The sequence below is a fragment of the Halobacteriovorax marinus SJ genome (assembly GCF_000210915.2).
Classification (GTDB): domain Bacteria; phylum Bdellovibrionota; class Bacteriovoracia; order Bacteriovoracales; family Bacteriovoracaceae; genus Halobacteriovorax; species Halobacteriovorax marinus.
In genome coordinates this window covers 1,475,413-1,496,092 of record NC_016620.1, presented here as the reverse complement: position 1 = coordinate 1,496,092, position 20,680 = coordinate 1,475,413, and the positions used below count along the sequence as shown (strand labels likewise).

The window sequence follows — 20,680 nt, the reverse complement described above, 5'->3', positions numbered from 1 at the left end:
GTAGAATCTTATAAGGGATGCCCCATATCTGAGAATTCTTTCGCGGTCATATCAATCATTGTTAGAGAGGCTTTCTTAACCTTAAAGTCGGCCATAGTTGAGAGAATATCGATATCTTCACCAGCGTTAGTAAGGTAGAGCTTTTTAGTCTGATTACTCTTAATTGCAACCTTCCCTTCACAAACACAGAGATAAGTTTTCTCATCACTGGCCTCAACCATATACTTTGTTCCGCGAATTCCAAGAGAAGCAGTTTCAGTCTTTACAATAAAGCTTCTCTTATTTTTCTTCGTATCAAGAAAATGAAAGAACTTCCCCTTAAGAAGTTTAACCACTGTTAGCTTTGAATTAAATTTCTGTAATACTAATTCCCCATCTCGAACCAGGAATGTACTTCCTTTATTAGACTTTACTTGAAGAAAGGACTTCTTACCTTTAGCAACTAAAGTGTCACCTATTTTTATTTCTATAGTCTTTTCGTTTGCAGAACTTACAAGAGTACTATTTACGAAGACCTCGCCTTTATATCTTTGAATCGTAAAGTCCTGCGCAAAAGTAGAAGCTAGTAATATGAAGAATGTAATTAGAAATTTCACTTTATCCTCTCTAGAAATAAATAGATAAAATAAATTCTATTAAGAGATCCCTCAAACTGCAAATATATAAGTGAATTATTTAGAATTAAGACAGCTATCAATGGCCTTACTAAGTCTCTTATGATCCTTAAACAAGGTTCCACCGTTGTGGCGCCCACCATTGAAGCACATACCTCGAGTATGTATACCAATGACTTCCCCAGTACTCTCTAAAATAATAGGAGAACCAGAGTCTCCGCCTGAAGTAGTTGCATCATAACTTACAGAGCTAAGGTTTGGGATAAACGGTAGCCCTCGCCTATAATTCGTTCCAATAACTTCACCCTCAGATTTTTTTTGAGACAAGTATGAGAACTCATCTTGAAAAGAGAGCCCATAACCGATGATGTGAATTTTGGAAGTAATCTTAGGGATGATAAACGAAGTGCTAAGGTAACCATATTTTTGACCGGCAAGCTCACCCGTCACCTTATTTGGCTTAAGCTTAAAGACTGCATAATCATTCCCAAAGTCTCCATAATGAGACTGAATGCTCGCTTTATCGACTTCGAAAATATCCTCAGGTGCAGAGTTTGAGATTTCTTCTCCAAAGGAAGCTGGAATATTAAATTCAGCAAATTGAAAGTGCTCTTTGCAGTGTCCAGCGCTCACAGCACAGGAATTAGAAATCATAAATACAGTACATGATGAATCTTGATTATTTAGATTATCTCTTATACGTCCAATCTCTGGTCTATAGGAAAGCTCTCTAGCACTGGGCATACAGCTTCTCTTAGCACTTGCCTGTGTGGGCTCAAGTGTAATGAGAACCAGTAAAATAGCGAGTATATTTGGCCAATTTTTTGATAAAAACATGCCCCATTTAACCACACTCGTAAAAATAAACAATTCGCTTGTAAGCCTTACTCAGTATGTATGATTTTTAGTCAATTTACTTAAAGTAAATGAGCGCTCAAAAGTGTAAATTTGGCCCTATAAGTAACTGAATTTCGATCTAGATACCAGACGACACTGCTAGAGAAGCGTAATTTTACCGGCTATTAATAAAAGCTATTTAAGATAAAAATAAATACATTACTAAAGTATCTAATGGAGAATAATCATGAAATTAATGATGTCGTTTATCTTCTTATTAAGCTTCTACTCCTCTCATGCAAATGGATTAGATAGATCCACTTTTGAATGTGCTGAAAATGAGGCCTTAAAAATTAATATGCTCAGTATTTCTAAGGCAGTTCTAGAGTGTAATAAATTTGGATTATCAGAGGGAGAGAGCTGTACTCAGGACTCAGAATGCTCAAGTTCGTGCTGTGATTCGACTCAAGGTCAATGTAAAGTACATAACCCTGCCACTAAACTATTTTGTTCAAAGCCAATTGGAGAAAGCTGTAAAGATGATAGCTTCTGCGCAAAGCAAAGAGTAACAAAGTGCTTTATTATTTCAACTGGTCAGGATGCTCAAGGCCAAAAGAGTTGTGCCTTAAGATGTTTTTCAGGTTTCGTAAACGGTGAATGTAGCAATAATATTTGCAAGCCTGCTCCAAGTCCTTCAAGACCTATCTTTGATATAAATGATCCAAATAGATGTGATAGTGCAATTGACTTAGATGAAGTAGAGTTTTAATTCAAAACTATTTCAATATAAAAAGCCACCCGTAGAGGTGGCATTTTATATTTGTCCTAACTATTACAATTAGTCAGGACATCGTAATATACAGTAAATTATTTTTTAAAATTCGTAGTTATATCTTTGAGAGTTATCATAATCAAGACATTCATCTAAGACAGCAAGAACATATGCAGTAAAACGAAAAGTGTTACCAGTGTTATTAGATTTAACTGTTATTTTTTTTGTATAAGGATTAACAGCTTTTACTACACCTCCACGAGTATGATTCCAAGAGTCAGGAAGAACGGTATCTTCTACACATATCCCCTCTATACACCCTCTACCAATAGAGACTTCCTCTTCAAAAAAACGAAAAGTGTCACCAGTGTTATTAGATTTTACTGTCATCTTTTTAGTGTGAGGATTTATAGCTTTTACTACACCACCACGAGAGTGATCCCATGAATCAGGGTAAATTTTGTCACCTACACAAACATTCTCAAGACAACCTAATGCAAGAGAAACCTCATTTGCTCTAAAGCGAAAAGTGTCACCAGTATTATTAGACTTTACTGTCATCTTTTGAGTGTGAGGGTTTATAGCTTTTACTACACCACCACGAGAATGATCCCATGAATCAGGGTACACAGTATCACCTCTGCAAATCTTGTTATCATTAATATCAATACAAGCAAATGCTTGTGAACCTAACGTAAATAGTGCAAAAGTCAAAAGTGCTAATTTCATAGATTATCCCTTGTTTAATTATGTATTTAAATTGCAAAGAGTAACTAACATGAGAAATAACGCAGCGCAAGAACGAGCTAATCACTATGAAATAATTGCAAAGTTTATGCTTTACCTCTCCCCAAATCCTTATTGAGACAAGAGATACCTGTTACTTTTCTATAGAAGTAGAAGAAGCTATCGAGTGAATTTTGAGTGAAGTTTTAAATGGTGCCCGGGACTGGACTTGAACCAGCACGGCTTGCGCCACACGCCCCTCAAGCGTGCGTGTCTACCAATTTCACCACCCGGGCATTTATTGTTGGTGAGGTAATAAAGATAAGTGAAAAGAGTTGGTTTGGCAATTGGCAAAGATAAAAAAATAGCAAAAAAAGTGCGTTAAAACAGCTATTTACACCATGATTCGATGACGCTAACCTTATTATATGAAAAAGGCCCTTATATTTTTATTTAGCCTACTCCTTATTCTAGGGATAATCGCTCTACTCTCTGACCCCTCAACGGAGTCGCCCTTTATGTACTCCATTGGAAAGTAATGAGCTTCTTTAGACTACTGACTTTTTTCTTAATTTCTACTATTAGCTTGGCCAATTCTGCCCAAGAAACGATTCAACAGCCTCCTAGAGAGTTAGATCATTTTAAAGAACATCAAAAATATAGACATTCAAACTCAACAATAAAGACCCTTAAACAGAGTTTCACTATCCATGGTGGTGAAACAAAGGAAGTCTCTTATGAGCACGATGAATATGGTTTTAGAAAAATTTCTAGCAATGATATTTTAAAGAGAAAGGCCTCTATCATTTTTGCAGGAGGTTCTTTTACCTACGGCCATGGACTAAATTTAGAAGAAATATTTTCTTTTAAAATCTCAAAGAAATTTAAAGATCACCAAGTCTTGAACTTTGGTTTACCAGGAACATCAATTACTGAGCAGATTTTTCTATGGGAGCATTTTAACTTCCAAAAGAAAGTTAAAACAAAGAGGCCGATTCTGATTCTAACAATTTTCAATGATCACCTCAACCGTGAGTCTCTCTCATCAAGTTATCTAAGATGGGCTCCAGCACATAGACCAGTTTATACTTATAAAAGTGGTCAATGGAAGCTTTCACATCCCCTCTCAGAAGAAGATAAGTACCAAAGAGTTCAATTTTTTAAAAAGTATAAATTAGACTTTCTTCACGATAAACTCTCCTCAGTCTTTGAGATTTATAATAGAAGAAAAGAAATTGAAAACTTTGCTAGTAAGATAAATTATTTAAAGTCACTCTTTCTTGAGCAATTTCCTGAGGGGAAATTCTTTGTCACAGAAATGGCCCCGTTTATGGCCCTAAAGCGAAATGAAGATAGAAGCTATCTCATCGATAAATTGAAATATTATAATATTGTCTTTTGGCACAATGGTACTATCGAAGATAGTGAGAAAAATAAAGAGCATTATCAGATTCCAAGTGATGGACATCCCAATGCTCTTTTAAATGAAGTCTATACTGACTTTTTAGCCGATAAAATAAAGAGTCTTAATCTTTCTTCTTTCTAAAGCTCTTTCTATCTGGATTAGACTTAAGCGGTCTCTCTGTTGAAGTCATCTCAGCGATTTCTTCTTTAGATTTTTTAGCTGGTCTAGAAGAGAAGTTTTCTTTATTAGACTTATCTTTTAGAGAATCGTTGAAAGACCTTGGAGATACTTTTGCTAGCTTCTCTCTTCTTTCTCTTTCAAGTTTCTTTTGCTCTCTCTCTTTAGCGTCTCTTTCGTGGTCAATGTGATCAGTTCTAAATTCGCGAGGTCTCTTTCCACCGCCATATCTCTTTGATCTCTGCTCTGAGTCTTTCTCCCAGTGCTTATACCATTTTTGACCGTCTTCTTGCTTTTGCTCATAACGATCTTGACGCTCTTTTAGAATTTCTTCAACTTCCTCTCTCTTTCTAACACGAGGACCATTCTTCTTAGCATTAGAGAAGGCCGCAGTCTTATTCTTAAGCCTTCTTTCATCCTCTGCCTTATCGTGAGCAGAAATATCAACAGTGATGTCACCTGTTACAAATGTCTGGCAAGAAAGTCTCTCTTTTGTAATATGAAAGACATTTCCCATTAATTGCAGTTCATTAAACTCAGGTGGATTTACATTATCTTCCCCTGTAACAATCTTAACTATGCAATCTGTACAAGTAGCGTGTCCACCACAAGACGACTTAATATAATGCCCATTATCTTTAAGATTCTCTAGGAGAGACTTCTTCTCATTAATTACAATTTTCTCACCTGATGGCATTAGCGTCGCAGTGTACATAATATCCTCTAAACGTTTTTTTCTAACTTCTTTTCAATTGTTCCTAAGATTTTCTTCTTAAGAGGTTTTAATAACATTGAAAGCTTCAATGAGACATCACACCTATCATCTTCAAACTTCAGAGAAAGAGTAAATCCTTTTCCCGTAGCTTCCATCGAATGAGCAGCTTCATTATATGAGATATCAGCTTTTACATTAAACTTATCTACATACTCTGGCGTGATCTGTGCTTTCGCAAGCTCATAAGCTTCGCTCTTACTTGTAGCCTTATTATAATTAACAGACAAATCCATTTTTCACTCCCTGAATTATTTCTTACCTGTTGAGCCAAACCCGCCTTGGCCCCTTTCAGTTTCTGATAAAGATGTTGTTTCTACTATTGTAGCTTGAGTTACCGGAGCAATCACCATCTGAGCAATTCTATCCCCATGCTCAATATGGGCCTCATCATCACCGAAATTTCCAATGATTATCTTTATCTCTCCACGGTAGTCACAGTCAATCGTCCCTGGACTGTTTACAATCAATAAATTTGTCTTAAGACTCATTCCCGATCTAGGACGAACTTGAACTTCATAACCTTCTGGAATCTCGTAGCTAAGCCCAGTTGGGACAAGAACCCTCTTACCGGCAGGAATCACTAAAGTCTCTTTATTTGGCATTGATGCCCTTAGATCTGCGCCTGCAGCACCCGCTGTCTCATAGCTAGGAAGGGGAAGCTCGCTATCAAAGTGTTCTAGCTTCTTAACTTTAAGCTCAATTTTCTGAACCATATCTCTCTCCAATAAAAAGGGGACGTAAGTTACGTCCCCTAGTTATGCATAAATAATTTATTCTTATTTATCAGCTTTCTTCTCTACTGGCTTCACAGCTTTGGCAGATAGCTTGAGTCTTCCCATTCTATCAACTTCAACAACTTTTACTGAAACCTTATCACCTTCACTTAGGTACTCGCTTACGTCTTTAACTCTTTCATCAGAAAGCTCAGAAACGTGAACAAGACCAGAAACACCAGGGATAATATCTACGAATGCACCGTACTCTTTGATTGTAACAACAACAGCTTCGTAAATAGATCCTACTTCTGGACCATTGATTTGAAGATCGATTGAAGCTACACAGTTATTGAGGATATCAGTGTCAGTTCCAAGAACTTTAACAAGTCCTTCTTCTGTAATTTCCACAGTAACATCAAAGTCTTCTTGAAGTTTCTTAATATTCTTACCACCTGGACCAATAAGAGCACCGATCTTATCAACTGGGATTTGAACAGTAACAATTCTTGGTACACCATCTTTGAACTCAGCTCTCTTAGTTGAGATTGTCTTCGCCATCTCACCTAGAATATGAAGTCTACCTTCTCTAGCTTGCTCAATAGATTTTTCAACGATCTCACGAGTAAGACCTGTAATCTTAATATCCATTTGAATTGCAGTGATACCGTCAACTGTACCTGCAACTTTAAAGTCCATATCACCAAGGTGATCTTCGTCACCAAGGATATCAGTTAGAACTTTAAATCTCTCACCGTCAGTAATTAGCCCCATCGCAATACCTGCAACTGGATTAGAAATAGGAACACCAGCATCCATTAGTGCCATTGAAGCAGAACAAACAGATCCCATTGAAGAAGAACCATTAGACTCCATAACTTCACATACGACTCTTGTTGTATAAGCAAATTCTTCTTCAGATGGCATAACTGCCTTAACAGCTCTTTCAGCAAGGTTACCGTGACCAAGTTCACGACGTCCTACACCTCTTACACCTCTCGCCTCACCAACAGAGAATGGAGGGAAATTATAGTGTAAGTAGAATTTTTGGAACTCAGTTCCTCTGATAGAATCTTCCATCTTCTCACCGTGCTTACCACCGATTGTTACAGCGGCCATAACCTGAGTTTCACCTCTAGTGAAAAGTGAAGAACCGTGTACGTGCTCAAGTAGGTTTGCTTCAGTTTCGATCTCTCTAACTTCAGTCATTCCTCTTCCAGCAATACGCTTTTCTTCGTTTAGAATATCTCCTCTCATCATTTCATAGAGAAGCTCATCTACACCTTTGTATGCTTCTTTTCCAAAGCTATCATCAGCAGTAAGTCCGAAGGCCTCAGGCGCTTCGCTCATTGCATTCTTAACTTCTTTCTCAAGTGCCTTAACAGCTCTTTGTCTATCCATTTTATCATCGATAGAAATACAGTTTCTCGCTCCACTAGCGAAGTCACTTCTCATTTTACTCATCATTGTTTCATTAGCTGCCGCTGAGACAAACTCTCTCTTTGGTCTACCAATTTCACTTCTCATTTGCTCCATGAGCTTAACGTATTCTTTGATATTGTCGTGACCAAAGTAAATCGCTTCAAGAACTTCTTTCTCAGGAACGACCTTCGCTTCACCTTCAACCATAAGAATGGCATCAGCGGAAGCAGCTACAGCGATCTCAAGATCAGACTCTGCCCACTGAGAGTGAGATGGGTTAAGAACAAGCTTTCCATCTACTCTACCAACTTTACATGTACCGATTGGACCATTGAATGGAATATCAGAAATAGTTAATGCAGCAGAAGCACCTAAACCTGCTAGAACTTCAGCATCACCTTCATCAGAGTATGAAAGAACGTTACATGAAACAACAGTGTCAAACATATACCCTTCTGGGAATAGAGGTCTAAGAGGTCTATCAATTAGTCTTGCGTTTAATGTTTCAGAAGTTGAAGGACGACCTTCTCTCTTTAAGAATCCACCTACAAACTTACCTGCAGAGTAAAACTTCTCAGTGTACTCAACAAGTAGTGGGAAGAAATCTTGCCCATCTTTTACTTCGTGAGCAGAACAAACTGTAACAAGAACTTGAGTTCCATTACATGATACTAGAACTGAACCGTCAGCTTGTTTAGCAAGACGACCCGTTTCAACAGTGACTTCTTTGCCACCATAGTTCAACGAATAAACTTTCTTATCGTTTAACATATTTTCTCCTTACCTATTAGCGTTTGCCAATAAGTTATAAATGTTAAGGATTTCAATAAAGAGGGAATTTAAAAGATATTTCAAATAATGATTCTTAAGTTAGCGCCAATACTTCAAATATCCTCTAATTTCCTTGCGCTTTATTTCCATCCAGGGTTTTCTATATTTTAGGCCCAAAAAAAGAAAAGGGGAACAAATAGTTCCCCTTTTTTAATTACTTTCTTAGACCAAGCTTCTTAATTAAGCTCTGGTACTGATCAGCGTTCTTCTTCTGAACGTACTTTAAAAGGGCCTTTCTTTGACCAATCATCTTTAGAAGACCACGGTTTGAGTGGTAGTCATGGATGTGCTTGTTAAAGTGTTCTTTAAGACCGTTGATGTTGTGAGTAAGAAGTGCAACTTGTACAGCAGCATTTCCAGAGTCTTTCTCACCTTTACCAAATTCAGCTCCGAATTCAGCAACAATGTTTTTCTTTTGTTCAGTTGTAAGCATAAAATCTCCAAATCACCTAAAACCAAGTAGCAATGTTATTATTGCAACCGAGTAAGAGGATATAAACTTATGGGCGCACTTTATCTAATAAACTCAGACATGTAAACCTTTAAATTCTTTAGGAGTCGCTCTTCGATCTGGCGTATTCTCTCTCGTGACACACCGTATTCATCTGCAATATTTTGAAGGGAGGGAGGAACTTCGCTAAGTAACCGTTTTTTAAAGATATCTCTATCTCTCTCTTTAAGTCCTGAAACAAAGTCTCTAAGATTTTCTTGGAGAATCTCAAGCCCTTGAGCATCTGCAATTTTTTCAGAAATATCACTCTCATCCTGATCTACAAGAATATCCGAAAGTACACCCGAGCCAGAGTCATGTCCAAGTGGTGTCTCTAAACTTAGTTCTCCACCCGAGCTAGACATTCGCCCATCCATAAGTGCAACTGCCTTTTCAGAAACCCCAAGGTTCTCAGAGAGCAATTTATGATCTGGTTCTATCCCCTGCTTGGCCAAGCGATCTTTCTCTTTCATGAGATTATAGAAGAGTTTCTTCTGCTCATTAGTTGTTCCAATCTTAACCAAGCGAAAATTATCGAGAATATACTTTAAGATATAGGACTTTATCCACCAGCTCGCATAGTACGAAAGCTTAGCGCCTTTATCTGGATCATATTTTGAGACGGCCTTCATGAGACCAATATTTCCTTCTTGAATAAGGTCCATAACATTTTGAAATGAACTTCTATACTCCATGGCAATTTTAACGACTAACCTTAAGTTGGCGGCCACTAATTTCTTAGCAACTTCGATATCACCTGTCTCAACTAACTTCTGAGTCAGCTCTCTCTCCTCTTCAATAGTTAGAAGCTCATACTTGGATATCTCTCTAAGATATGCCGTAAGAGGATCACCAATTTTACTATCATACTTAACGAGATCTTTAGAACTCGTTAGTGCGGGAAGAAGGTCTTGGGCATCTTCATTAGATTTTTTTAAGGAGATCTCAATATCTGCAAGCGTCTTACTCTCATTTTCTGAAAGAAGATCTTCAGTACTTAGTACCTCAACAACTGTATCGCTGTGCTTTTTATCTTTTTTATTTTCTGACATATTTCGACCATTAAAGTTTGGCAAACTCTAACATAACTACTTTTTAACTTCCATACTATTTAACTTAAACAATTTCTCATCGCGCTTAGATTTCTTTTGATTCTGCTCAACATTATATTCATAGCGCAGATACTTTAAGGCGTAAGGTGCAAAATTGATATAGACAGGGATATTGATCATACCCGCTTCATCTTGATCAAAGTGATTGCCACGATACTTTGAGATTTGTTCTAAGATTTCATCTCTAATAATAATATCTAATCTTCCATCCCAAGGAGGATAAGGAAATTTTGATCTAATATTCTCAACGACTGGTTCAATTCGAAGCTTCATTTTATGGAAGAGCTCATCTTTTCTCTTTTGATCTCTTGGATCTAAATTAATCCATTCATTTCTTGCCCAGCGAATAAATTTTCTTGAAAAATTAAGGTTAAACTTTGTCGAAAGTTTTCCAACAATTTGATTTGTCCTATCTAATTCACCAAGGTTCACATCAAAGTGTACTTTAAAATCAGGTAAGAAATTTCTGTAATAGAGAGCGCGATCTACGAGTTCAACACTTAGAGGCTCTTCGTAATAGACCTCGCCTTTAAATTTATCGATCTGATTCATGGCCCACTGATCCCATGACTTATCAACACTGGCCCTTAGAAATTCCTTTCCTCTAGAGTAGTTATTTGCACGTATAAAGAGAGCGGGCATTCCAGTCTGCAAGGCTATGAACTGCGAAATGAGAAGGTTCTCTTCATCAAAGGACATTGTCTTAATTTTCTTTGCTATCTTAGGTGCCTGCCCTGCAATTTTATATTCGTAATCTCTGACTTCCTTACAATATAGTCTTGAGAGATCATCATCGTAGGACTTATGCCCAACAGAAGTTGGAAACTTCTTATAGAATTCATTAGCATCAGTCTTTCTACAAATTAGCCCCTCACAAAGAACTTGAACAGTACTTGAGTTCTTAATCTTAAAAACATTTCGAGAGTTCTTATTCCACTCCAACTTTTCATTTGTTAATTGCCTTATTAGCTGCGCATAGATTATTGGACTTTTAATAAGTGGTACCATCAGTCTTAAATTATCTATATCTCCACCCCAACTGCAAAAAGTCTTAAAGAGTTCAAGGGTTTTAGAAAACTCTCGCTCTTTAATATCATCTTGAGTTGCAAGAGTTGCTACACTCTTAGGAAACAGAGAGTTCTCAGAGATATCAGGAAGTTTAAAATTATTTTCATTATCAAATTTACTAAAGAGATTTCTCTTAAGTTGCTTTAAACTAATCAAGCTCAAATTCTTAGAACAGTAATTCCCTACAAGTCCGTCAACTAAGTTAGTATACTCATCTCTAGAAAACTCGAAATATTTAGCGTACTTTGGAATGGCCCTTATCGTGATATCTAAACCAATATATTGAAGAGTAGCGAAGAGACTTCTCTTCACCTGATCTTCTTGCCAAGGTGTCGGATAGGCCAATTGATAGTCTTCTCGACACGACTTTTGAAGATTTATCGCCTCTTCATAGTAACCTCTATATATCGTAAGATCTCTTTTCTCAGACATCTTTCCAGGCAACTCAACTTTTTGTAAAAATAAATAATCAAAGGGATCAGCAGACTCCTTAGAGTACTTTTCTTCAAAGTCTCCTAGAAGAATACTTTCTAATGGCACAAGAGCACTAGCGCTGAAGTTTAAAGTGAATATAAGAAAAATGATCCATTCCCTGATCATAAAACACCTATTTTGGAAATCTTTATAAAGATATCGGTAAATACTCCGAAAAATTAAGTATATGAAAATATTAATAATCCTGAGTATTCTATTTGCCCACAACCTCAAAGTACTTGCCCAAAGTACTCCGGCAATTGTAGATATGTCTAAGCTCAAAGAATTAGATACCGACTGGGGTCTACTCGACGATATTGAAGTAGATGAACTCAATAGAAGAAATCTCATCAAATCGAGAAAAGCAGATCTATCAACTCTAAGAAAAGTAAAACAATTAATTATTGGCGGCGATGTCGAGGCAGCGAAGTACTACTTAGATAGGCTAGATAGTAAAAATAGAACCATTACTTACATAAAAGCAAGATATCTCGCTATCATTCACTTCATCAATGACGAGTATGAATCCTCACTTGAGGCGCTCAACTCAGTGAACCTAAATGAAAACAAACACTATACTAAAACATGTATATTAAAAATTATAAATATGATGGCCTTAAATAAGAACGAAGGTCTCTACCGCGAGTTCGATGGTTGTGATCGAGTGACTCTTAGATACTCACAAACTGATCACTATTGGCTCGACACCCTCTTCAATTTAAAATTCGATAGAGAAGAAACATTCAAAGGCAGCTCATTTGCCGATACTCAATACGTTTTACAAAATCAAGATTTTTTTAGAATTTGGATTAAGACTGGAATTTACTTAAATAAAGAATATCTTGTATTAAACCTTATTAAATCAATGCCAGAGAGTTATTACATGTCTAAGAGAACGAGAGAGCTTATTGGACTCCTCTACTTTAGAAGCGGTGATGAAGAAAAGGCAATGAGCTTCATTGAAGATATTGAAACTCCTAACTCTGAGAATATGAAAGGTAATTACAACCTTGCGAGGAAGAAATACGAATTAGCTTTTGGACACTATAAATTAGCACTTCAAAAAAAGAAAAACTCTCTAAACGCTATAGAGAGATCTCTTCCCTTAGTCTGGATTCTCGGACAATGGGAGGAAGGAAATAAGTTATTAGACAGACTCATAAAAAAGAACCTTCCAGAGAGAAAGAAAACAACTCTAAAAACTCTCTTTAAAATGAGACAAGATAAATTCTTAGAGACACAGAAATATCTCGATATTCTAAATATTCAGTATAAAGAAAAGCTTCCCTTTGAGCTAAACCAAATGATGTACTACAACGCCATGAGAATCAAGAATCAAAAGCAAATGATTGAATACTCCAATATCGCATGTAGGGCAATGGACGCCATAGCATGCTGGACACTTATGCAATCTATAATGTGGGAAAACCTTGGTCAAACAATTGATAGAGACGAAGAAGTGCAAGTCACTCAAAATAACTTCATAGAAAACTTAAAGAGTGCTCAGGAAGTTACTCCTATTCAGGAGATACCAACAATAGATCAAAGAGATATCGAAGAGCTCGATAGTGAGCTCGTTCGAATTACTCCCGGTGAAGAAAACTAAAGAACAAACCCAATCTCTAACCCAAGATTAAACATTGAGTTGTCATCTGTAGCTGTATAGTGTGAAGACTTAATATCATAACTTGTACTTTGGCTTAGAGCATTTAGCTTTAACCAAAGAAAGTCATTGGCCCAATATCTAAACCCTCCACCAATAGAGAGCATAGAAGAGCTTTCAATTTCTACATCTCTTGCTGTCTTACTTGGAGCAAATGCATAGGCCAGCGAAATATCTATATCATAGCGCTTTGACTTGATAATAAAGAATTGTCCACCGATCTCAAGATTAGTGAAAGTAGACTTCTGTAGTCTGTAGACAAGGGCCTCTGAAGCTGCTGTATAGAAGTTTTGATGTAATCTTAATAGAGCGCTAAAATTAAACCTCTCCGAAAGGTATCTTCTCATCCCTATATCAACTCCAAATAGATTTGAACTCCCCTGTGAAAAAGGAGTCAACTCAGTTGAAGAGAAGCGAATATTTTTAAAGTGAAAATTAGTAACTGGCTGCCACTTACCGCTTGAAGAATGATTCCATCCAACGCTTAACCCCTTTCCACTCTCTTCAAAAACTTTATTGGCAGTTGTATTGCTATTTGAGTGCTCAATCTTATTTGAGATAGAACTTAACTGCACAGAGATAGAGTCTTTAGTAAAGAGCTCTAGCTGTGAATAAACTCTAACTGGTTTTTCATATTCATGATTCTTAATGACAACATCTTTTTCAATAACATCATTCAATGCCTTTGCTTGAGCAAGGGATCTCTTTCTCTGTTCGTCAGAACCACTATCTTTAGAGACAAAACCTCTCTCAGCATCAAGAGCAAGACCCTTTGGAGCAATATATTGACCAGTCACTGGATCGATACCTCCAACATTCTTTGCGATATATGTCTTCTTTGTGTGAGAGAATTCTGAATCCTTAGCAGGAGGAATATAGAGTCCAGACTTAATATCAATAAAGCCCCCAGATTTTTGAGCATATTTAGAAGAGCTCTTATCGTAGAGTCCTTCTTTAGGTGCATCCTGTTGTACAATCTTTAAAGTACTTGGCTTAGAATCATCTACAATAGCTACCGCGTCACTTGCACTTTGATTCTCAACAAGATCGGCATTGGCATAGAGAATATTGAGCTGAGTTGGAGAGATATTTACAGGAAGGGTTGCCGACTTAACACCACCAATAGAGCTTGAAAACTGCCCACCCTTAACTACAACTGCCTTCTCTGAGTTTAAAGAGTTCTCAACGACATTAGTTAGCTTATTCTTTAATCTATGCTTTTGACTGCGACTAAGTTTATTAGATGAAAGTGCTGACGCTCTCTCTTCATAACTTCTCCCTGCTAGAACTCTATGCTCACCTTTACTAATAGCGACCTCTCCCTCATAAGTTAGAAGATTCGTTATATTATTAGAGGGATTATAAATAGTCTGAAATTCTGTACCTCTTACACCGAGGGCTGCACTCTTTGTTCGAACTAAGAATTTATGCTTCTTTTTATTTTCAGTAGACCTACTTACTTTTGATCGCAACTGACCTTTTAAGAGAGTTATAATGCCCTCCCCTTTTTCGTCCATTTTAGTTACGATCAGCTTACTCATTGGCCCAAGAGACGCAGATGAACCATCTTTAAAAACAATTCGCACAAATGAATTCTTATAGGTCACAACTGAAGCATCTTCAGCTAGTTGATCATTTAACTTTAATCTGTGGGCCTTGTGATCACCTGGAGAAAGAACACTTACATTGCCTCGAATTTTTGAAACAGAGGCAATATTAACCTTAGCAAGAGTTTTGAAATTTAAAGATAGAAATAAGATACAAAAAATAATTTTGTGCATAATTAGATGTTCCGAGGAAAAAGTTAATTTAAAACTATTTTCCTCTAAACATAGATTATCGTCAACAAAGATTAATTTTTAACTGGCTTGAAACTCTCACCGTCATAGACATAGATATATTCTTTTTCTTCAGTAACAGTCGCAATATTAACAGGTCTCTTCCAAATCATAAAAATATTCTTCATCGTATCTGCAGCGAAACTTAAGTCGAGATCAACACCTTGGTGAACATGGCGAAGTAACATCTCTCCCCTATTATTATAATTACTCGATTCAATCTCTATTAACGGCTGACCAAAATTCGTTAATTGTTGTAAGAGCTTCGCCTTGATGGCCTTAAAGTCTCTCGTTTCAATTTCATTACGACCAGTTCTAGGATTGAATTTATAAGTAAAGATTTGCTGTCTCTGACAGAATTCCTCGGTAAAGTATTCATCTAAGAAAGTTATATCGTTGTGACTTTTTCTAACTTCAAAGATTTTCTCTCTTCCAAGCCCTAACTTCATATCCCACGACTCTTTCTTATTCATATCAGTACACTCAAGATACTCTTTTCCAAACTTACCCGTATCCCAGCGGTGCTCGATATCTCTAAATAGCTCAATACCAATTTTATACGGATTAATACTCTGAGGACTCATTGCCATTACACCAGAGTGAACATCGGCAAAGTCAATAATCTCAGAAGACTTTAGAGCGTTATTAGTCATGATTTTGGAGTGCCAATAACTGGCCCAGCCCTCATTCATAATCTTTGTCATTCTCTGTGGTAGGAAGTAATAGGCTTCTTCACGCAGACAACCAATGATATCTGATTGCCACTCTTCAATCGGAGCATTCTGCATAAGAAACTTCATTATATCGCGAGTTCCTTTAACGTTCTCATCGATCTTTTTAAAGTCATACTTATCGTTTGGAACAACGACTTCCTCAGCAGAGTATTCGCCCTTTTCTTTAGACTTCATATATGATCTAAGAACTTTTGATCTTACGTCATCGTCATCTTCTCTTAACTCTTCTTCCTGGGCAGTTCTCTCTAGCTCCTCTCTCTTTCTTACCACTTCTGCAGTTTCAAAGAGAACATTTACATCTAAGAGATTCTCAAGCGAGTTAACAGCATCAATAAATGCCTCAACTCTATCTTGGCCATACTTATTCATGTACTTTCTAATCTTAGTACCATGATTGGCCATCACATCCATCATTCTCTTATCAGTTGTTCTAAACCAAGCATTATTCTTAAAGAAGTCAGCGTGACCATAGACATGGGCCATAACGAGTTTTTGATCGACTATTCTATTTGAACTTAATAAGTAGGCATAGCAAGGATCTGTATTAATCACCAATTCATAAATTTTCTGAAAGCCATAGATATTACCTTTCGAGAGTTGATCGTACTCCATACCAAATCGCCAGTGTGGGTAACGAGACGGGAAACCACCCTGAGCAGCTAAAATACAAATTGTGTCGTAATTACAAACTTCAAAAACAACTGGATAATAAGTGAGACCATAGTCAATTGCATATTGCTCGATTTCTTCTTTTAGTCTTAATAATTCACCTTGAATAGGTTTTGATCTATTCATTATTTACCCTTTCCTAAGAACTCTTTTATGGAATCTAAAATAGCATCTTTATTCTTTATCTTTGAAAGAATGACTCCCTCGTTATCTGTACCGTATTTAGCGTGCAGATCCTTATAGAATTGTCCCGAACCATAGCGACTCTCTACTTGACCGTAACAAAAGACATTGGAATTTGGCAGAATATCTTTATCTAAAATATCAAGACATAGCTTCGTATCATCTGTTGACCAATTATCACCGTCTGAGAAATGGAATGGATAAATATTCCACTCACTAGAGTTGTAATCAGTTTGAATAATTTCTCTACATAATTTAAGAGCTGAAGAAATAAGCGTTCCACCACTTTCTCTAGTCTTAAAGAAAACTTCTTCTTCAACTTCCTTAGCTGTAGCGTCGTGAATGATATAGCGAATCTCAATATCTTTGTACTGAGACTTTAACCAAAGATTAATCCAAAAACTCTCCGTTCTCACTATCTCTTTTTGTTCATCACCCATAGAGCCTGAGACGTCCATCATATAAATAACAACAGCTGAATTTTCATACTCTACAGTTGTATTGGAACTTCTAAAGCGCATATCACTTTTAATTGGAATAATAACTGGGTTCTTACTATCATAAGTTCCCGTAGCAACTTGTCTCTTTAAGGCCTCTCTATAAGATCTCTTATAGTGCTTTAAAGAATCAGGCCCAACTGTTCCAATCGAAGAGTATTTATTAGTTGTTGACTCTAAACTCTTCTTTCCCTTGGGTTCAATATTTGGAAGCTCTAACTCCTCACCAAGGATTGATGCTAATTCCTCAACACTTAGTTCAACCTCAAGCTCTTTATTACCTTCATTATCTCCGGCTTCACCTTGACCTGGTTGCCCATCTTCACCTTGTTGACCATCTACCGGATCACCTGGTTGTCCATCACCTTGACCAGTCCCACCTTGTTGCTTATCCCCAAACTTAAATCTTGGAGTCTCGATTTGTGGCATAGGAACTTTGAAGACACCCTTCCCTTTTGGGATAGGCATCTCTCCACCCGATACATATTTCTTTAAATTGTCACGAATACGGCCTTTAATAATTTTTCTAAACCGTGCATGATCTCTTTTGACTGGATGATCCATTAGGTCTCCTTTGGGGAGTAAGAGCGAGCACTGAATCTAGTGCTCGCCATTGTGCTATGACTTAGCCGAGTCGCCCTTTGCAAAAATACTTGCAACATAGTTTAGAGCATCAGTAGCTGAAATTTCACAGTAACCATAACTCTTGATAAGACGAGATTTAATAACCTCAATTTTCTCTTGAGTCTCTTTATCCACAACCTTAGATACGATACTTGATAGCTTAATTGAGTCTTTTTGATCTTCAAATAATTTAAGCTCAAGAGCTCTATGAAGTCTTTCATTCATTTTAAAATCAAAAGTCTTACCTTCAATTGCTAGAGCACCGATGTAGTTCATGATCTCACGTCTAAAGTCATCCTTTCTCGACTCAGCAATATCAATCTTCTCTTCGATACTTCTCATGAATCTCTCATCAGAGTCTTCAAGCTTATTAGTATACTTATTTCTAACTTTTTCTTTTTGAGTATAGGCCTTAACGTTGTCAATATAATTAGCACATAGAGTTTCAATTGCACTCTCATCAAGACAAATTGCTTTTTGAACATCATTCTTTACAATGTCTTCATACTCTTGTCTCGTTACTGCTAACATCTCTTTATAATGATCTAGCTGGTCAGCACTATTGATAAGTCCGTGGTGCTTAAGACCAGACTCTAATTCATTAAAGACCATGAATGGATTTAGTGAACCAGTATGACCGTACTTAACAAGCGCATTTGAAAGCTTATCTTGAATATATCTTGGAGAGATTCCTTCAAGACCTTCTCTTACAGCTTCTTTTCTAAGCTCTTTCACATTCTCTTCGTTATAACCAGGCAATGTCTTACCATTGTATAGTTTTAACTTTTGAATTTTTGCAAGATCAGCTTTCTTTGGTTCTTCTAATCTTGTTAGAACTGCCCACATAGCGGCCATCTCTAAAGTGTGAGGCGCGATATGTACATGAGGAATCTTTTCTGCATTAAAATCTCTTTCATAGATTTTAACTTCATTACTAAGTCTTGTAATATAAGGAACGTCAATCTTAACTGTTCTATCCCTTAGGGCTTCCATGAATTCATTATTTTGAAGCTTTCTAAATTCAGGCTCATTTGTATGACCTAGAATAACTTCGTCGATATCTGTTTGAGCAAATTTCTTTGGCTTAATTGAGTGCTCTTGTGAAGCACCTAAGAGATCGTACAAGAAAGCAACGTCAAGCTTTAACATCTCGATAAATTCAACAATCCCTCTATTTGAGATATTAAATTCACCATCAAAGTTAAAGGCCCTTGGATCAGAGTCAGATCCGTACTGAGCAATTTTTCTATAATTGATATCACCAGTTAACTCAGTTGAATCTTGGTTCTTCTCATCTTTTGGTTGGAAAGTTCCAATTCCAATTCTATCTTTCTCTGAAAGAATCAATCTCTTTATTCTTACGTGATTATCAATAACCTTCGTCCAATCACCATCATATTTTTGAAGATAAGCATTGAGAATAAATCTATCAGCTGGGTTAACTTCACCCTTTACTGTTACTTTAATATCTCCGTCCTTTCTTCCCTTATTAATTTCAGCAAGAAATTCTTTTCTCACATCCAATGGAAGAAGCTTCAGTGGCTCTTCATGCATTGGTGATGCAAATGTTTTTTGTCCACCAAGGATATCTGACTCATCTTCGTCATACCACTCGAAAGTAAACATTCTTCCATCATCAGTTTTAGAATAGTGTTCAATACCCTTTTTTAAATTTCTTGAAATTGAAGACTTAGCTGAACCAACAGGACCATGAAGTAAGAGAACCCTTTTCTCTGTACCATAACCTGAAGAAGCGGCTTTAAAGAAATTCACTAACTTCATTAAATGAACATCAATCCCAAAAACAGCATCTTTACCATTATTATTAGGATCGTCGAAGAAGTGATATCTAACGATATCTTTCTTATACTCAGTGTAATTTGAAGTTCCATAAGACATAATCATGTCATAAACACGTTGGAATGCATTTCTAGCAATCTTAGGATCTTCGGTAACGAGATTTACATAGTCCTGAAATCCTCCACTCCAATTTAAATGAGTAAAGTCTTCAACTCTGTAATTGTCTTTCATGAAATTTGCGATATTAATTTGGGCCATATTCAACTCCCATCCGTAGAAAAATTAAGGGGCCATTTCTTATTAATATTATATCGTTATACTTGCTCTAAATGAAAGAAGAATATTAAAAAATTCGGCTAAAATTACACAGTGTTAAACTGACACTACTACTCAAGTACCTACAAATTGAAGAATCTTCTTATTTGACAAAAATAATGGGATCAATGAAAATTTTAGAATATATTTTTTAAGGAGCAAGAAAAATGGGTCTCATCTCTTCGGGATTAACAGACATTGGACAAAAGAGGAAAACAAATCAGGACTCTATTTATTTAAATCCCGATAAAAATATTTTTGTCGTCGCCGACGGAATGGGCGGACACAATGGTGGAGATATTGCTTCACAAATGGCAGTTAATCTCATCCCAGCTCACTTACTAGAGAATATGGGCAAAGACCCTAAACAAGCTCTCTCCCAATCTGTAGTCTATGCAAATAATGAAATAAAGAAAAAATCAGATCAAGACCAACTCTTACAAGGTATGGGTACAACAGTTGTTGGCTTTTACTTTAAAGGTGACACTCTCTACATTTCAAATGTCGGAGACTCTAGGGCCTATCTAGTGAATAGAAATAAATTATTTCAACTCACTAAAGATCACTCACTAGTTCAAGAAAAATTAAATCTTGGAATCTATAACAGAGAACAAGCGGCTAATGACCCACAAAAAAACGTTCTGGTTAGAACAGTAGGTTTTGAAGCAGATGTTGAAGTAGATATTTTCTCTTATAAAGTAAGTAAGGGAGATATTTTTCTAAGTTGCTCTGACGGACTACACGGAAAAGTTTCCGATGCCGATATTGTTTACATAATTAATAAGTATATTCCTGATCCAGCTAAGGCCACTCCTGAAACTGTACAACAAACGGTAACAACACTCGTTGCCCAGGCCAATGCCAACGGCGGTAATGATAATATTTCTGTAATTGTCGTAGTCGCTCAGTAAATTATTTTACATGCTGAAATTTTAACCTAT

The 20,680-nt window shown here is 36.7% G+C and carries 18 protein-coding genes and 1 tRNA gene; 4 read left to right on the top strand and 15 right to left on the bottom strand.

The window, feature by feature from the left end:
• Positions 1-8 precede the first annotated feature (8 nt).
• Both BMS_RS07235 and BMS_RS07230 read right to left on the bottom strand, forming a co-directional pair.
• Complete coding sequence (locus tag BMS_RS07235; RefSeq protein ID WP_014244156.1) at positions 9-596, bottom strand: FecR family protein; 588 nt, start codon at positions 594-596, stop codon at positions 9-11.
• Between the two features lie 75 nt (positions 597-671).
• Complete coding sequence (locus BMS_RS07230; protein ID WP_044557384.1) at positions 672-1,451, bottom strand: trypsin-like serine peptidase; 780 nt, start codon at positions 1,449-1,451, stop codon at positions 672-674.
• A 247-nt stretch (positions 1,452-1,698) separates the two neighbouring features.
• On the opposite strand from BMS_RS07230, the gene BMS_RS07225 reads away from it, so the two are divergent.
• Positions 1,699-2,220: a hypothetical protein gene (locus tag BMS_RS07225; RefSeq protein WP_014244154.1), complete on the top strand. Its 522-nt coding sequence runs from the start codon at positions 1,699-1,701 to the stop codon at positions 2,218-2,220.
• Positions 2,221-2,325: 105 nt separating this feature from the next.
• Here the strand turns inward: BMS_RS07225 and BMS_RS07220 are convergent, their stop codons facing one another.
• Together BMS_RS07220 and BMS_RS07215 are read right to left on the bottom strand one after the other, a co-directional pair.
• Positions 2,326-2,952, bottom strand: a complete 627-nt coding sequence (locus BMS_RS07220; RefSeq protein WP_014244153.1) for a hypothetical protein — start codon at positions 2,950-2,952, stop codon at positions 2,326-2,328.
• Positions 2,953-3,160: 208 nt separating this feature from the next.
• A tRNA-Leu gene (locus BMS_RS07215) sits at positions 3,161-3,245 on the bottom strand.
• Positions 3,246-3,487: 242 nt separating this feature from the next.
• Here BMS_RS07215 and BMS_RS07210 point away from each other — a divergent pair.
• Entirely contained in the window at positions 3,488-4,495 is a 1,008-nt protein-coding gene (locus BMS_RS07210; protein WP_014244152.1) for an SGNH/GDSL hydrolase family protein, read from the top strand.
• Here BMS_RS07210 and BMS_RS07205 read toward each other — a convergent pair.
• From BMS_RS07205 to BMS_RS07175, 7 genes are all read right to left on the bottom strand, one after another.
• On the bottom strand, positions 4,476-5,246 hold the full coding sequence (locus tag BMS_RS07205) for a 2Fe-2S iron-sulfur cluster-binding protein (protein WP_014244151.1): 771 nt from the start codon (positions 5,244-5,246) through the stop codon (positions 4,476-4,478). The genes BMS_RS07210 and BMS_RS07205 overlap by 20 nt on opposite strands.
• A gap of 8 nt (positions 5,247-5,254) precedes the next feature.
• Complete coding sequence (locus BMS_RS07200) at positions 5,255-5,539, bottom strand: polyhydroxyalkanoic acid system family protein (RefSeq protein WP_014244150.1); 285 nt, start codon at positions 5,537-5,539, stop codon at positions 5,255-5,257.
• Between the two features lie 15 nt (positions 5,540-5,554).
• Positions 5,555-6,019, bottom strand: a complete 465-nt coding sequence (dut, locus tag BMS_RS07195; RefSeq protein WP_014244149.1) for a dUTP diphosphatase — start codon at positions 6,017-6,019, stop codon at positions 5,555-5,557.
• Between the two features lie 63 nt (positions 6,020-6,082).
• Positions 6,083-8,212: a polyribonucleotide nucleotidyltransferase gene (pnp, locus tag BMS_RS07190; RefSeq protein WP_014244148.1), complete on the bottom strand. Its 2,130-nt coding sequence runs from the start codon at positions 8,210-8,212 to the stop codon at positions 6,083-6,085.
• A 214-nt stretch (positions 8,213-8,426) separates the two neighbouring features.
• Positions 8,427-8,705 (bottom strand): 30S ribosomal protein S15, encoded by a 279-nt coding sequence (rpsO, locus tag BMS_RS07185; protein WP_014244147.1) that lies wholly within the window; start codon positions 8,703-8,705, stop codon positions 8,427-8,429.
• Between the two features lie 80 nt (positions 8,706-8,785).
• Positions 8,786-9,814: an RNA polymerase factor sigma-32 gene (locus BMS_RS07180; RefSeq protein WP_052590610.1), complete on the bottom strand. Its 1,029-nt coding sequence runs from the start codon at positions 9,812-9,814 to the stop codon at positions 8,786-8,788.
• A gap of 36 nt (positions 9,815-9,850) precedes the next feature.
• Positions 9,851-11,542, bottom strand: coding sequence for a hypothetical protein (locus BMS_RS07175; RefSeq protein ID WP_014244145.1), 1,692 nt, complete (start codon positions 11,540-11,542; stop codon positions 9,851-9,853).
• 61 nt (positions 11,543-11,603) lie between these two features.
• Between BMS_RS07175 and BMS_RS07170 the strand changes: the two genes are divergently transcribed.
• Positions 11,604-13,022, top strand: coding sequence for a tetratricopeptide repeat protein (locus BMS_RS07170; RefSeq protein ID WP_014244144.1), 1,419 nt, complete (start codon positions 11,604-11,606; stop codon positions 13,020-13,022).
• Here the strand turns inward: BMS_RS07170 and BMS_RS07165 are convergent.
• The 4 genes from BMS_RS07165 to BMS_RS07150 form a co-directional block, all read right to left on the bottom strand.
• Complete coding sequence (locus BMS_RS07165; protein WP_014244143.1) at positions 13,019-14,860, bottom strand: FecR family protein; 1,842 nt, start codon at positions 14,858-14,860, stop codon at positions 13,019-13,021. The two genes, BMS_RS07170 and BMS_RS07165, sit on opposite strands and share 4 nt — an antisense overlap.
• A gap of 71 nt (positions 14,861-14,931) precedes the next feature.
• A complete protein-coding gene (locus tag BMS_RS07160; RefSeq protein WP_014244142.1) occupies positions 14,932-16,446 on the bottom strand; it encodes a SpoVR family protein in 1,515 nt (504 codons plus the stop codon).
• Positions 16,446-17,564, bottom strand: a complete 1,119-nt coding sequence (locus tag BMS_RS07155; protein WP_014244141.1) for a DUF444 family protein — start codon at positions 17,562-17,564, stop codon at positions 16,446-16,448. Before BMS_RS07155 ends, BMS_RS07160 begins: the two co-directional genes overlap by 1 nt.
• A gap of 54 nt (positions 17,565-17,618) precedes the next feature.
• Positions 17,619-19,682 (bottom strand): PrkA family serine protein kinase, encoded by a 2,064-nt coding sequence (locus BMS_RS07150; protein ID WP_044557383.1) that lies wholly within the window; start codon positions 19,680-19,682, stop codon positions 17,619-17,621.
• 224 nt (positions 19,683-19,906) lie between these two features.
• On the opposite strand from BMS_RS07150, the gene BMS_RS07145 reads away from it, so the two are divergent.
• The gene (locus BMS_RS07145; protein WP_014244139.1) at positions 19,907-20,650 is read left to right on the top strand and encodes a Stp1/IreP family PP2C-type Ser/Thr phosphatase; all 744 of its coding nucleotides are present in this window, start codon (positions 19,907-19,909) and stop codon (positions 20,648-20,650) included.
• The last annotated feature ends 30 nt before the right edge of the window (positions 20,651-20,680 follow it).

Excerpts from the sequence above, each read along its gene's own strand:
- pnp (WP_014244148.1), bottom strand. The coding sequence starts at position 8,212 with ATGTTAAACGATAAGAAAGTTTATTCGTTGAACTATGGTGGCAAAGAA.
- BMS_RS07210 (WP_014244152.1), top strand. The coding sequence starts at position 3,488 with ATGAGCTTCTTTAGACTACTGACTTTTTTCTTAATTTCTACTATTAGC.
- BMS_RS07180 (WP_052590610.1), bottom strand. The coding sequence starts at position 9,814 with ATGTCAGAAAATAAAAAAGATAAAAAGCACAGCGATACAGTTGTTGAG.
- BMS_RS07230 (WP_044557384.1), bottom strand. The coding sequence starts at position 1,451 with ATGTTTTTATCAAAAAATTGGCCAAATATACTCGCTATTTTACTGGTT.
- BMS_RS07160 (WP_014244142.1), bottom strand. The coding sequence starts at position 16,446 with ATGAATAGATCAAAACCTATTCAAGGTGAATTATTAAGACTAAAAGAA.
- BMS_RS07155 (WP_014244141.1), bottom strand. The coding sequence starts at position 17,564 with ATGGATCATCCAGTCAAAAGAGATCATGCACGGTTTAGAAAAATTATT.
- BMS_RS07175 (WP_014244145.1), bottom strand. The coding sequence starts at position 11,542 with ATGATCAGGGAATGGATCATTTTTCTTATATTCACTTTAAACTTCAGC.
- BMS_RS07165 (WP_014244143.1), bottom strand. The coding sequence starts at position 14,860 with ATGCACAAAATTATTTTTTGTATCTTATTTCTATCTTTAAATTTCAAA.
- BMS_RS07200 (WP_014244150.1), bottom strand. The coding sequence starts at position 5,539 with ATGGATTTGTCTGTTAATTATAATAAGGCTACAAGTAAGAGCGAAGCT.
- BMS_RS07150 (WP_044557383.1), bottom strand. The coding sequence starts at position 19,682 with ATGGCCCAAATTAATATCGCAAATTTCATGAAAGACAATTACAGAGTT.
- BMS_RS07170 (WP_014244144.1), top strand. The coding sequence starts at position 11,604 with ATGAAAATATTAATAATCCTGAGTATTCTATTTGCCCACAACCTCAAA.
- BMS_RS07205 (WP_014244151.1), bottom strand. The coding sequence starts at position 5,246 with ATGTACACTGCGACGCTAATGCCATCAGGTGAGAAAATTGTAATTAAT.
- rpsO (WP_014244147.1), bottom strand. The coding sequence starts at position 8,705 with ATGCTTACAACTGAACAAAAGAAAAACATTGTTGCTGAATTCGGAGCT.
- dut (WP_014244149.1), bottom strand. The coding sequence starts at position 6,019 with ATGGTTCAGAAAATTGAGCTTAAAGTTAAGAAGCTAGAACACTTTGAT.
- BMS_RS07220 (WP_014244153.1), bottom strand. The coding sequence starts at position 2,952 with ATGAAATTAGCACTTTTGACTTTTGCACTATTTACGTTAGGTTCACAA.
- BMS_RS07225 (WP_014244154.1), top strand. The coding sequence starts at position 1,699 with ATGAAATTAATGATGTCGTTTATCTTCTTATTAAGCTTCTACTCCTCT.
- BMS_RS07145 (WP_014244139.1), top strand. The coding sequence starts at position 19,907 with ATGGGTCTCATCTCTTCGGGATTAACAGACATTGGACAAAAGAGGAAA.